Raw genomic sequence first — 12,940 nt, forward strand, 5'->3', positions numbered from 1 at the left:
GGTCAGTTCTGGGTGGGTTTGGTGTCGTGTTCGGTGAGGGTGGTGAGGACGGCGTCCGAGGCGGCTTGGAGGGCGGCTAGTTTTTCGGGGCCGACTGCTTCGATGAACCAGGCGCGGACGTTGGCGGCGTGGGAGGGGGCGGCTTCGTCGATGGCGGTGCGGCCCTCGTCGGTGAGGACGATGTCGGCGTAGCGGGTGTCATCGGGGCAGGTTTCGCGGCGGACCAGGCCGCGCTGGGCCATTCTGGTGAGGTGGTGGGACATGCGGCTCTTCTCCCAGTCCGTCACTTCACCCAGTTCGAACGCGCGCATGCGGCCGGTGGGGGATTCCGACAGGATCACGAGGATCTCGTAGTCGGAGGAGGACAGGCCGAACTCGCGTTGCAGGTGCCGGTAGAGGTGCAGGCTCAACTGCCTCTGCATCGCCAGGAAGCTGCGCCAAGCGCGCTGCTCGGTCTCGTTCAGCCACGGATCGTCGCTCACGGGACCAATGCTACGCGGTAGGTTGATGTATCACCCGGACGGTGCGTCGTGGAGCCCTTTCGTGACCGGATCGACCCGAACCGGTGGTGCCCGCGCGCCGAACGTCCGGTGTACCCCGAGCCCCACACTCGGGGTACACCTTTGTTCTCATGCGCCGCTCTCGGCGGCCTTGACCTCGCGGAAGCCGTCCTCGGTGAGGCCGCGGCGCCAGTAGCCGGAGATGGACAGGCGGTCCTTGGTGACGCCGCGCTCGTCGAGCAGGTGCCGTCGCAGTTCCTTGACCATGGCGGCCTCGCCGTGCACGAACGCCTGGGGCTCGCCCGCGGGGAACTCCAGCGCGCGCACGACGTCGACCAGGGAATCGCCCGCGGACCGGTGGACCCAGCGCAGGTCGACCGAGCCGGGGCTGTCGATCTTCTGCTCCTCTTCGGGGCCGTCGACCTCGACGACGACCGTGGCGCGCGCGCCCGCGGGGAGGTGTTCGACGGCGGCGCTGATGGCGGGCAGCGCCGCGGCGTCGCCGAGCAGGAGGTGCCAGTCCGAGTCCGGGAGGGGTGCGTAGGCGCCGCCGGGGCCGAGCAGGGAGAACTCCGCGCCGGGCTGCACGGAAGCGGCCCAGGGGCCCGCTACGCCGACGTCGCCGTGGTGCACGAAGTCGATGGCGAGCTCCTGGGCGACGGGGTCGTGGTAGCGGACGGTGTAGGTCCGGACGGCGGGCCACTGGTCGCGCGGGAAGTCGCGGCGGATGGCCTGCATGTCGAGCGGGGTGGGGTAGTCGACGCCCTCGAGGGGGAACAGCACCTTCACGTAGGCGTCGGTGTGGTCGTTGCCCTGGAAGTCCAGCAGTCCTGGGCCTCCCGCCACGACGCGGATCATGTGCGGGGTGACGCGTTCGGTCCGCACCACTCGTAGAGTGGTGGCCTGGCGGCGGTCCCGCTTGGGCGCGTCGCTCGAAGGGGCGTTGCTCATCCGACCTCCTGGTTGTGGTTCACCCTATTAGGGTAGCCTAAGTAGGGCGATCGGGTAGCGCGGCCGAGTCCCGGCCCCCTGAATGTGTGCTAGGGGTTCCCCTAGATCCGCGCTCAGCTGCTGTGGCGCAACCGAACCAGCCCTAGCGTTCCGCAGCATGACAGCAGACGGGCCCGCGATCGTCGTGAGCGACATTCGCAAGTCCTACGGCGACTTGCGTGCCGTCGACGGTGTGTCGTTCACCGTCGCGGAAGGAGAGTTCTTCGGTCTTCTCGGCCCCAACGGGGCAGGGAAGAGCACCACCCTGGAGATCATCGAGGGCCTGCGGAAACCGGATTCCGGCTCCGTGCGCATCCTCGGCGAGAGTCCCTGGCCGCGAAATCCCGCGCTACTGCCCAAAATGGGCGTGCAGCTCCAGGCGTCGTCGTTCTTCGAGCGGCTCACGTCCAGGGAACAGCTGCAGACCTTCGGATCGCTCTACGGCGTCAGCCGGTCGGCCGCCGTCGACATGCTGGAACTGGTCGGCCTGACCGACAAGGCCGACGTGCAGGAGAACAACCTCTCGGGCGGGCAGCGGCAACGCCTCTCGATCGCGTGCGCGCTGGCGCACGACCCCGAGATCGTGTTCCTGGACGAACCGACCGCGGCGCTGGACCCCCAGGCGCGCCGCAACCTCTGGGACGTGCTGCGGGCCATCCAGGCGCGCGGCAAGACGATCGTCTACACCACGCACCACCTCGACGAGGCCGAGATCCTCTGCGACCGGGTGGCGGTCGTCGACAAGGGACGGGTCATGGCGATGGGCGCGCCGGCGTGGCTGGTGCGCAAGCTGGACGCGCAGACCCAGGTCATCGTCGAGCACGGCACGGTCACCGTCGACATCGCCCGGAACCTCCCCGGTGCCGACAAGGTCATCGACGACGGCGTCTCGGTCATCATCGCCACCAACGACGCGGGACTCACCATCAAGGCGCTGGGGGAGCTCGACGCGTTGAACAAAGCGCAGGTGCGGACGGCGACCCTGGAGGACGTCTTCCTGCACCTGACCGGCCGCGCGTACCGCGAGTGACCCACCAAACCCCTGGCGTCGCAACGGTGCTCGCGCCCCGGACGTCGTCAGCACTTCGAGCGGAGACGGCGACATGAACGCCTTTACCAGCCTGTCCGTGGCCATGTTCAAGGCCTCGATCCGGGACAAGGCAGCACTCTTCTTCACCTTCATGTTCCCCTTGATGTTCCTCGTCGTGTTCGCCCTGCTCTCAGGTGTGAAGCTGAACAGCAACGTCGAGATCGCGGTGGTCGGCGACAGCCGCGTCGTCGCCGCGCTGCAGAACTCCGAGGGCGTCAACATCCAGCGGATCGCGGAGTCCGGCAACGCCATCGACATGCTGCGCGACGGCAAGGTGGCGGCGATCGTCGTGTCGCAGGGCGACACGATCGACGTCCGCTACGCCAACGGCGACCGCGCCGAGACGGGGCCCGCGCTGGCCAAGATCTCCGACGCGATCGCGAGCGCGAACCTCGGCGCGGGCACGACCCCGCCGAAGTACGCGGTGCGGCAGAAACCCATCGAGGAGACGGCTTTCGCGCCGATCCAGTACCTCACCCCCGGCATCCTCTCCTGGGGCGTGTCCACCGCCGCGGTGTTCAGCTCCGCGCTCACCCTGGTGGCGTGGCGACGCAAGCAGGTCCTGCGCCGCATCCAGCTCGCCCCCGTCGGCCGCGGCTCCGTGCTCTCCTCCAGGCTGCTGCTCGCGGTCGTGATCGCGCTGCTGCAGGCGGTCCTGTTCGTGGCGGTGGCGACCCTGCCCGTGTTCGGGCTCCAGCTGTCCAACCAGTGGTGGCTCGCGATCCCGTTGCTCATCCTGGGAACCCTCGCGTTCTTCTCGGTCGGCATGCTGCTGGGCGCGATCTGCAAGACCGAGGACTCGGTCTCCGGTGCGGCGAACCTCGTCGTGCTGCCGATGGCGCTGCTGGCGGGCAGCTTCTTCCCGATCGACAAGGCGCCCGACTGGGTCAAGCTCATCACCAACGCGCTTCCCCTGCGGCACATGAACGAGGGCATGCTCGACGTCCTGGTGCGCGGCAAGGGCTTCGAGGCGCTGTACCTCCCCGGTGCGGTGCTCATCGGGTTCACCCTGGTGGTCAGCATCGCCGCGGCGGTGTCGTTCCGCTGGGAGGACAAGTGATCGCCGGTGCGGGCGTTCGCTGACGGGATTCGGATGCCGAGGCGCGTCGTCGTCGGCATGACCGGTGCCACCGGCGCCGCGATCGGCATCCGGATCCTGGAGACGTTGAGCGCGGTCGGTGTGGAGACGCACCTCGTGCTCAGCAAGTGGGCGCGGGCCACGATCGAGATGGAGACCGACTACACCGTCCGCCAGGTGCAGTCGTTGGCGGACCACGTCTACGGCTCGCACGACCAGGCGGCGGCCATCTCCAGCGGCTCCTTCCGCACCGACGGGATGGTCGTGGCCCCGTGCAGCATGAAGACCCTGGCCGCGATCAGGGTCGGGTACGGGGAGGGCCTGATCGCGCGGGCCGCCGACGTGACCCTCAAGGAGCGCCGCAAGCTGGTGCTCGTGCCGAGGGAGACCCCGCTCAGCGAGATCCACCTCGAGAACATGCTGGTGCTGGCCAGGATGGGCGTCGTCATGTTGCCCCCGATGCCCGCCTTCTACAACCACCCCAGGGGTGTGCCGGACATCGTCGACCACGTGACCAGTCGCGTGCTCGACCAGTTCGGCGTGGACAACGACCTCACGACTCGGTGGGACGGCGGGAAGGCAGCACGCCAGCACCGGAAGGAGAACGGCGATGAAGCACTTCACTGACCTGCGCGGCTACCTCGAGGCGCTGGACGACATCGGGGACCTGGTGACGATCGACCGCGAGGTCGACGGCGACATGGAGCCCGCCGCGATCACGAGGCGGAGCTACGAGATCCGTTCGCCCGCACCGCTGTTCACCAACATCAGGGGAGCCCGCGAGGGCTTCCGCATCCTCGGCGCGCCCGCCGCGATGTCGTCGCGCGAGGACATGCCGTACGCCAGGATCGCGCTGTCGCTGGGTCTGCAGCCCGACAGCACGGGGCAGCAGATCGTCGACGCGCTGGCGGAAGCCCAGACGCGCGAACCGATCCCGCCGGTGATCGTCGAGAGCGGGCCGTGCCAGGAGAACGTCCTCCTCGGCGACGACGCCACCCTCGACTCGTTCCCGATCCCGATCGTGCACGAGAAGGACGGCGGCCGGTACGCGAACACCTGGGGCGCCCTGATCGTGCGGACCCCGGACGGGGAGTGGACGAACTGGTCCATCGCGCGGGTGATGAAGATCGACGGCAAGCGCATGACGGGCCTCGTCGCCGACGGCCAGCACATCGGGCACGTCTGGAACCAGTGGGTGGAGATCGGCAAGCCGATGCCCTACGCGCTGGTGCAGGGCGCGGAGCCCGGAATCCCCTACGTGTCGGGTTTCCCGCTGCCCGACGGCGCGTTCGACGCCGGGTACCTGGGCGCGCTGGTGGGCGAGCCCGTCGAGCTGGTCAAGGCGCAGACCGTCGACCTGCTGGTGCCCGCCACGGCCGAGGTCGTGATCGAGGGGCACGTGTCCATCGAGCGCGACGCGCTGGAGGGCCCGTTCGGCGAGGCCGCGGGCTACCACCCGATGGACGTCACCAAGCAGCCCACGTTCCACGTCGAGGCCATCACCCACCGGAACGACCCGATCTGGCCGCTGGTCGCCGAGGGCCGCCCGCCGGACGAGTACCACACCGTCACCTGCGTCGGCGCCGCGAGCCAGTGCCTCGCCCGGCTGCGCGAGGTGCAGCTGCCGGTCAGCACCGTGTGGTCCCCGATGGACTCCGCGGGCATGTGGCTCGTGGTGACGGTGCCGCACGACTGGCGCGACATGATGGCCCCCGACACGACCAGCGACACGCTCGCGCAGTACATCGGGCAGACGCTGTTCTGGAACAAGGCGGGCCTGTACTTCCCGCAGATCTTCCTGCTCGACGACGACATCGACCCGACCGACCTCGCCGAGGTCACCTGGGCGATCGCCACCCGCATCCACCCCGTGTCCAAGCGGGTGCAGATGGACAGCGTGGTGCTGCCGCTCTTCGTGAGCCACACCGACATCGAGTACAAGCGCGGCTGGGGTCCCAGGGTCGTGTTCGACGGCCTGCTGCCCCCGATCGGGGAGCGGATGGCGCACACGTCGTTCGCGGCCTCCTACCCGGTCGAGCTGCAACGGCACGTGGTCGACAACTGGGTCTGAGAGCGCTTCTGACGACCTGACGGGGCGTGTCCGGGGTGTCCACCCCGGACACGCCCCTCCCGCGGTCCTGGGGCCTGTCGAAAAGTGAATCGCCACGTGTACAAGCGTGCAGAGTTGCACCGGAGCCCCCGTGCCGCATTGCGGCTCGGGGGCTCCGTCGACAGGGTTGGGAGTGATGGGACTCACTCAGAACTCCGGTAGCTCCAGGGGGGCGATCTCGCTGAAGACGTCTCCGGGACCGGGATTGCCGCGATGAGTGCGTCCCCCGAGGTGGTGCAGGACCCCCCACACCGCGTTGAGCGCAGTCGTGACGGCGCCCTCGGCGAAGCCGCCGCACCACGAGATGTCGTCGCCCGCCAGGAAGAGCCCGCGCTGGGCGTCGGTCAGGTCGTCCTGCATGAAGTGCGTGTACAGCTTGCGCTGGTAGCGGTAGTGCCCCGGCAGGTTCGACTTGAACGCGCCCATGAAGTGCGGCTCGGTCTCCCAGGTGATGGTCACCGGGTCGCCGATGACGTGCGTGCGGATGTCCACGCCGGGGTAGATCTCGGCCAGGGAGCCGAGCACGACCTCCAGCCGTTCCTCCAGGGTCAGCGTCGCGAGCTTCAGCGAGTCGTCGTTCCAGGTGTAGGACAGGCACATCACGCCGGGCTTGTCCGGCCCGTCGTCGAACAGGTAGACGCCGCGCGGCATGCGGTCGGTGAGCGTCATGCTCATGACGTGCCTGCCGGTGCGCGGGTCGACGTCCAACCAGAACGGCCGGTCCGTCACCACGAACAGCTTCGACGAACCCATGTAGTGCGTGCGCTCCACGGCCGTCCACAGCGGTTGCGGCAGCAGGGCCTCGTCGCACTTCACCTTCGCCAGCAGCGCCCAGCTCTGCGCGGTGAACACGGCCGCGGGGTAGGTGCGGATGCCGTGGTCGACGTCCTCGACGGTGATGCCGTGCGCGGTGCGGCGCATCCACTTGACCGCGTTCTTCGGCACGCCGCCGGTGTGCAGCGACGCCAGCGTCGTGCCCTCCGGCCAGTGGTCGAGGAACTCCGGCTCGTGCGTCCACAGCCTGGTCGGCAACTGCTGGCTGCCGCCGGTGATCCGCCGCTGGTCGACGTCCGCGCCGTTGTGGACGACGCGCAGGATCTCCAGCATGGAGTTGGGGAAATCGGTGTCCCAGCCGCCGGTGCCGAAACCGACCTGGCCGAAGATCTCCCGGTGCTGGAACGAGGCGAACGCGGGCGAGGCGGTGAGGAAGCCGTAGAACGACACGTCGTCCAGCCGCGGCACGAGGCGGTTCCAGATCGCCTTGATCGTCGCGACGTCCCGGCTGCGGACCGCGTCCTCCATCGCGGACACCTCCGCGGTCTCCTGGAGCGCCTTGTCCCACGCGTCGGCGACCTGCTGGTAGATCATCGGCAGGTCGGTCATCGTGTGCGCGAAGTGGCTGACGCCCTTGAGGTCCACCACCGTGCTCGGCGTGTCGGTGGACAGCGGGTTGGGGAACGGCGTGGTCTTCAGGCCCACCTTGTCGATGTAGTGGAACAACGTCGTCGCGGCGACGGGGAAGCGCATGGCGCCCATCTCCGCGACCGACTCCGGGTGCTCCCGGAACGGCACCGACCGCATCCGGCCGCCGAGCTGCTCGGCCTCGTACACCACCGGGCGCAGCCCGAGCTTCATCAGCTCGTAGGCCGCGACCAGCCCGGCGATGCCACCGCCGACCACGGCGACCTCGGTGCCGTGCGCCGAGGCGGGCACCGCGCCGAGACCCGCGGGGTGGGTGAGCCAGTCGTCGTAGGCGAACGGGAAGTCCGGGCCGAACATCGTGACCGGGGCCCGCAGGCCGCGGAGGTCGTCGATCGGGCTGTCTTGGTCCATGTGCGCTACCCCGTGTGGCGGTGGAGGCCTGGGATCAGGCGGATTCGGTGGAAGGGGGTCCGAAGAGCTCGGGTCGCCGATCGGCCAGGTAGTCGTTGACCTGCTTGGCCTTCGTGATCCGGGTGGCGTCGAGGTCGGCCAGCACGAGCTGCTCGCCGTGCACGTCCTCGTGCAGCGCGTGGCCGGAGGGGCCGACGACGCGGGTGAGGCCGCAGTACTCGAGTTCCCGTTCGACGCCCGCCCAGTTGACGTAGGCGATGTAGAGCTGGCTCTCCAGCGCGCGGGTGTGCACCAGGGTCCGGGCCACGATGTCCCACGGCTTCATCAGCGCGGTCGGCACGACCAGCAGCTGGGTGCCCGCGACGGCGTGCGCGCGCACCGTTTCCGGGAACTCGACGTCGTAGCAGATGACCATCCCGACGGTGAAGCCGTCGAGTTCGGCCTGGACGACGCCCACGTCCCCCGGTTCGAAGATCGCGCGGTCGATGTCGCCGAACAGGTGGGTCTTGCGGTAGGTCGCCAGCGCCCGCCCGGTGCCGTCGACCAGGCGGACGGTGTTGTAGACGCTGCCGCCCGAGGCCTCCGGCCAGCCGAAGACGATGGCGACACCGGTTTCCGCGGCGATGTCGGAGGCTTCCTCGCACATCGGCCCGTCGTCGGGTTCGGCCAGTTCGCGCAGGCGGCGCGGGCCGAGGTGGTAACCGGTCAGGGAGATCTCGGGCGTGATCAGCAGCCGGGCACCGGCTTCGGCCGCGCTCCGGGCCGCGGCCCGGAGCCGCGTGCGCGGCGGCTCACCACCAGCGACCGTCTGCCAGCAAGCGATCCTCATGCGCGTCGGTCCTAACTCCGCCTGCTGTTCGCGAGCGGCGGGTTGTGAAGGCGCCCGGTAATGTCCGGAGTGGTAACGTCATTATGAAACGGCATTATGATTCAATTCAGAGAAACTTCGAGTGCACCGAAGCTATGTAGTGCGCTTGTGGTGCGGCAACCCCTGTCGGGCCCCAGTACGCCCCTAGGGGTCTTGATACCCCTTATTATGCCTGGTAGCAATGATCCGACCGGTAAGTAGCCACTGTTGCTGTTTCGCGGGGCTGAACAAGTCGACGTGCCACCAAGGGCAAGGGGCGGGTGTTCGATCGGGCAATGATTACTGCCCTTGTCTCGACGGGAAAGTCACCGACGGTAATCAATTTGTGAAAACCTTACGTGTTCCTGACGCCCGTGACCTGTGGTTTTGCTGTCCTGGGGGAGTCATTCCGCCCATGTGGGACGGGGTGCAACCTACGAAAGTAGGGTTTTAGCGCCTGATGATTCATGCAATTCTCACGATCCTTCGTGAGAGTTGTACGCAGTTGTACCGGGAACTTCGTAACACGCGTGTTGCAAGTGGTCGTGGTTACCGAGCAGTTCTCCGCGACGTTATCGACAAGCTTCTTATCGTGCTGATACTGTCGATGTGTGTTACCAGGACAGCCTGGTGGGACAACCCGACTTGAGTTGGCCACTGTTTGTTCACCGCGGGCTCGTGTGCGGGACAGGTGACCACACCGGGAAAGGAACGCGGTCTTAGATGTTGGTCGAACGGACTAGAGAACTGGCCACCCTCCAGCACGTGCTGGAGGACTGCCTCCGAGGTCGGTCCGGCGTGGCCATGATCACCGGTGCCAGAGCCACCGGGAAGACCGCGCTGCTGCACGCCTTCGGTGAAGAAGTCCAGCGTTCGGGAGCGCTGCTGCTCAACGCCTCCTGCACCCCAGGAGAGCGCTCTCTGCCGTTGGGCGTGCTCAGCCAGCTCCAGCGCAACATCCCGCTCGAGTACTGCTCGGGCGACCGCGCCGCCTACCTCGCGGGGCTGCTGGACGAGGCCGCGAGTCCTATCAGGACCGGCGAGGGCGAAGCGGAGGGCGCGGAGGTCAAGCGCGGGCACGTGCTGCACCAGCTCGGCGCGGCGCTGCTGAACATCGCCGAACAGCGGCCGATCGTCGTCGTGGTCGACGACGCGCAGTACATGGACGACCTGTCGAAGGAAACCCTCCGGCACGTGCTCGGCAGGCTGCGGTCGGCGAGCGTCGCCGTGGTGTTCACCGAGTGCGTCGGCTCCCGCGAGCCGCGCTCGTTGTTCCACACGGAGTTCCTGCGCCACCCGCACTGCCACAGCATCCGGCTGACGCTGCTGTCGCCCGCGGGCGTCGGCGAGATGGTCGCCTCGGAGCTGGACTCCCGCATCGCCGACGCGTTCGGCGCCCAGTACTACGAGGTCACCGGCGGCAACCCCCTGCTCGTCCGCGCGCTGCTGGAGGACCAGCAGCGGGTTCGACTCGGCCACGGCGACGCGCCGGTCGCGGAACCCGTTGTGGGGGAGGGGTTCGCCGAGGCGGTCATGAGCTGCCTGCACCGCGGCGACCCGGCCGTCCGCGAGGCCGCGTACGCGCTCGCCGTGCTGGACGCGCAGTCGGACCGGCCGAAGCTGTTCGGGCGCATGGTGGACCGCTGCGCCAAGACCGCGGCCAAGGACGTCGAAAGCCTTGTGGTCATGGGCCTGCTGCGCGGCGACAGCTACCGCCACCCGGCGATCCGCGAAGCCGTCATGGACGACGCCCTGGCCAACGCCGACCTGCCCGACCTCCACCTGAAGGCCGCGTGGCTGCTGGCCCAGGACGGCGCCGAGCCGCGCACGGTCGCCGGTCACCTCGTCGCCGCGGGCACCGACTGCCCGGAGTGGGCGCTGCCGATGCTGCGCGAGGCCGCCGAGGCCGCGCTCCTCGACGACAAGGTCGAGGAGGCCGTGGAATACCTCGAACTGGCCGTGCGCGACCAGTCCGAGGAGACGCCCATCGAGCTCGTGATGATGCTGGTGCGCCTCAAGCTCCGGCTCAGCCCGGCCTCCGCGCTGCAGCACGTCCCGGCGCTGGGCGAGGCGATGCGCGAGGGCAGGCTCCTCGGCCGCGGCCTCCTCTGGTTCGTCCGGTTCCTCGTCGTGCACGGCCGCGTCGACGACGTCACCGAGGGACTGGCGCGGCTCGTCGACCGGATGGACGAGCTGGACGAGCACAGCAGGGCCGAGATCACGATCACCAGGATGTGGGCCGTCGGCTCGTACCCCGAGATCGTCAGCGGTCTGCCCGCCGAGGTGTCCGACCCCGACCACGTGTCGGTCGACGTCGACATGCGGGTCCAGGCGGCCACCGCGCTGACCAAGGTCATCGGCGGCCACTTCGACGACGGCGTCGTGATGACCGCCGAACGCGTGCTGCAGAGCGCGAACCTCGCGGAGGAGCCGACCGAGGAGGTCAGTGCCGCCCTGCGGACGTTGCTGTACCTGGAGAAGCTCGACAGCGTCAAGTCCTGGTGCGACACCCTGATCGCCGACCGCCACGAGTCGTCCAACCCTCCCGGCTGGCGCGGCGAACTGGCGATGATCCGCGCGGAGGTCGCGTTGCGGATGGGCGACCTGGGCGCCGCTCGCAGGCACGCGATGTTCGCCATGGACAAGGTCGACCCGCGCACGTGGGGCGCCAGCGTCGGCATGGCGCTGGGCACGCTCCTCCAGGCGACGACCGCGATGGGCAAGTTCGACGAGGCCGCCGAAGCGCTGGCGCAGCGCGTGCCGCAGCACATCTACCGCGGTCGTTACGGTCTGCACTACCTGTTCGCCAAGGGCCACCACCACCTCGCGACCCGGCAGCTGCCCGCCGCGCTCGGTGACTTCCTGTCCTGCGGCGAGCTGATGGTCAAGTGGCGCCTGGACTCGCCGGGCCTGCTGCCGTGGCGCACCGGTGCCGCGGAGGTGTACCTGCGGCTGGGCAACCAGGCGAAGGCCCGCGAGCTGGTCGACCAGCAGCTGGCGCTGCCGGTGATGGGACCGTCGCTGTCGCGCGGCATCGCCATGCGGGTCAAGGCGGCGACGCTCGACCTGCGGCAGCGGTCGCAGCTGCTGCACGGTGCGCTGGACGAGGTGCAGGCGGCGGGCGGACAGCTCGAGGTCGCTCGCGTGCTGGCCGACCTCAGCCACACGCACCACCAGCTGGGTGAGCCGGACCGGGCTCGGATGATGGTGCGGAGGGCGTGGCGGGTGGCCAAGGACTGCCAGGCGGAACCGTTGTGCGCGCAGCTGATCCCGGACCAGAACCGGACCGTCGGCACGTCCGGTGACACCGGTTCCGAGTGCGGCGCGGCGACGTTGTCGGACGCGGAGCGCCGGGTCGCGGGGCTGGCCGCGCTGGGGCACACGAACCGGGAGATCGCGAACAAGCTGTACGTCACGATCAGCACGGTGGAGCAGCACCTGACGAAGGCCTACCGGAAGCTGAACGTGACGCAGCGCAAGGACCTGCCCGCGGACCTGTGGAGCGACGCGGCCTCCATCGCCTGATCCCTGGATCCGCGCGGCCCCCGCCGCGCGCATCCAGGGCTCGGGTGGTGCGAACGGCTTGACCTGTGAGTCCCCCTCGGTGAGGGGGACTTCGTCGTGTCCGGGGTTTCCCATTGCGATTCCCGATGCCGCGCGCCCTCGGGGGTGCCGCGGATCCGAAGTGGAAATGGCAGCGCGGATTTCGGCCGTCCGAACGGGGAATCGCCATCTACGATTGCCGACACGCGAGCCGGACGCACGCCTTGTCGTGCGTCCGGGCGTTTCCGGAAAAGCCGAACGCCCTGTCCGCGGTGCCACGCGGACAGGGCGTTCGGGGGTTCGGGTTCTCAGCCGGTCTGGCGGCGGTAACCGCCGACGCCCTCGTCGTCGGCGCCGTGCCAGAGATCCGGGTTGTAGGGGGCGTCGGGAATCATCACGACCTCCGCCAGCTGGGGCTCGCGGCGGGGGCGGGAGGTGTTGCCGCGCAGCTCGTTGACGTCGATGTCGAGGCGTTCCACGTCGTTGAGGAGCCTGCGCACGTCGGGCACGTCGCCGAAGTGCAGACGGAGCGCGGCCACCTTCCTGCGGAGCACGCTGACGATGCGCTGCACCTCGATGATCTCACTGTTCGGCACGCCTACCTCCTGGTGTGAGCGAGTGCCGCACGACTTGGGCTTCCGGTTCGGTGCGACGTCCGAATGGCCACCGTATTCGGGTGTGATCTGGACTACAACCCCTAGAGGGCCCCAGTTCAGGGCGGCTCCGCCGATTCACCGGTTCCTCGCGAAAGGACCGCGAACGGCCCGAAAATCGGAGCCGGACCGGAATCCGGTGAGCAGGCTCCACAGTAGACCGACCGGGTTCCCGCATGACAACCCCGGTTGCGCACGCAAGGGGCCCTAGGGGACCGCTAGGGGTTTCTCCACCCCTGCGCGGAGGAAACGATGAGCCAACGGTCGCACATTCTGCCTGCGGATAGTGGAGCGCA

The 12,940-nt window shown here is 68.8% G+C and carries 10 protein-coding genes; 5 read left to right on the forward strand and 5 right to left on the reverse strand.

What is annotated here, in order from left to right:
- Nucleotides 1-2: 2 nt before the first annotated feature.
- Nucleotides 3-482 (reverse strand): MarR family winged helix-turn-helix transcriptional regulator, encoded by a 480-nt coding sequence (locus RM788_RS38670; RefSeq protein ID WP_315924520.1) that lies wholly within the window; start codon nt 480-482, stop codon nt 3-5.
- Between the two features lie 147 nt (nt 483-629).
- Nucleotides 630-1,451 carry a siderophore-interacting protein gene (locus tag RM788_RS38675; protein ID WP_315924522.1) on the reverse strand — a complete coding sequence of 274 codons (822 nt, stop codon included), beginning with the start codon at nt 1,449-1,451 and terminating at the stop codon, nt 630-632.
- Between the two features lie 157 nt (nt 1,452-1,608).
- Between RM788_RS38675 and RM788_RS38680 the strand changes: the two genes are divergently transcribed.
- The 4 genes from RM788_RS38680 to RM788_RS38695 all read left to right on the forward strand — a co-directional run bounded on the left by RM788_RS38680 (nt 1,609) and on the right by RM788_RS38695 (nt 5,729).
- Nucleotides 1,609-2,520: an ABC transporter ATP-binding protein gene (locus RM788_RS38680; RefSeq protein ID WP_315924524.1), complete on the forward strand. Its 912-nt coding sequence runs from the start codon at nt 1,609-1,611 to the stop codon at nt 2,518-2,520.
- Between the two features lie 73 nt (nt 2,521-2,593).
- Nucleotides 2,594-3,640, forward strand: coding sequence for an ABC transporter permease (locus RM788_RS38685; protein WP_315924526.1), 1,047 nt, complete (start codon nt 2,594-2,596; stop codon nt 3,638-3,640).
- Nucleotides 3,641-3,673: 33 nt separating this feature from the next.
- A complete protein-coding gene (locus RM788_RS38690; RefSeq protein WP_315924528.1) occupies nt 3,674-4,285 on the forward strand; it encodes a non-oxidative hydroxyarylic acid decarboxylases subunit B in 612 nt (203 codons plus the stop codon).
- Nucleotides 4,269-5,729: a UbiD family decarboxylase gene (locus RM788_RS38695; protein ID WP_315924530.1), complete on the forward strand. Its 1,461-nt coding sequence runs from the start codon at nt 4,269-4,271 to the stop codon at nt 5,727-5,729. Before RM788_RS38690 ends, RM788_RS38695 begins: the two co-directional genes overlap by 17 nt.
- A gap of 186 nt (nt 5,730-5,915) precedes the next feature.
- Here the strand turns inward: RM788_RS38695 and RM788_RS38700 are convergent, their stop codons facing one another.
- The gene (locus RM788_RS38700; RefSeq protein WP_315924532.1) at nt 5,916-7,601 is read right to left on the reverse strand and encodes a flavin monoamine oxidase family protein; all 1,686 of its coding nucleotides are present in this window, start codon (nt 7,599-7,601) and stop codon (nt 5,916-5,918) included.
- A 34-nt stretch (nt 7,602-7,635) separates the two neighbouring features.
- The gene (locus tag RM788_RS38705) at nt 7,636-8,430 is read right to left on the reverse strand and encodes a carbon-nitrogen hydrolase family protein (RefSeq protein WP_315924534.1); all 795 of its coding nucleotides are present in this window, start codon (nt 8,428-8,430) and stop codon (nt 7,636-7,638) included.
- 741 nt (nt 8,431-9,171) lie between these two features.
- Here RM788_RS38705 and RM788_RS38710 point away from each other — a divergent pair.
- The gene (locus RM788_RS38710; protein ID WP_315924536.1) at nt 9,172-11,973 is read left to right on the forward strand and encodes a helix-turn-helix transcriptional regulator; all 2,802 of its coding nucleotides are present in this window, start codon (nt 9,172-9,174) and stop codon (nt 11,971-11,973) included.
- A gap of 326 nt (nt 11,974-12,299) precedes the next feature.
- Here the strand turns inward: RM788_RS38710 and RM788_RS38715 are convergent, their stop codons facing one another.
- Complete coding sequence (locus tag RM788_RS38715; RefSeq protein WP_315924537.1) at nt 12,300-12,587, reverse strand: Rv0250c family protein; 288 nt, start codon at nt 12,585-12,587, stop codon at nt 12,300-12,302.
- Nucleotides 12,588-12,940: the final 353 nt, after the last annotated feature.

The organism is Umezawaea sp. Da 62-37, assembly GCF_032460545.1.
Lineage (GTDB): Bacteria > Actinomycetota > Actinomycetes > Mycobacteriales > Pseudonocardiaceae > Umezawaea.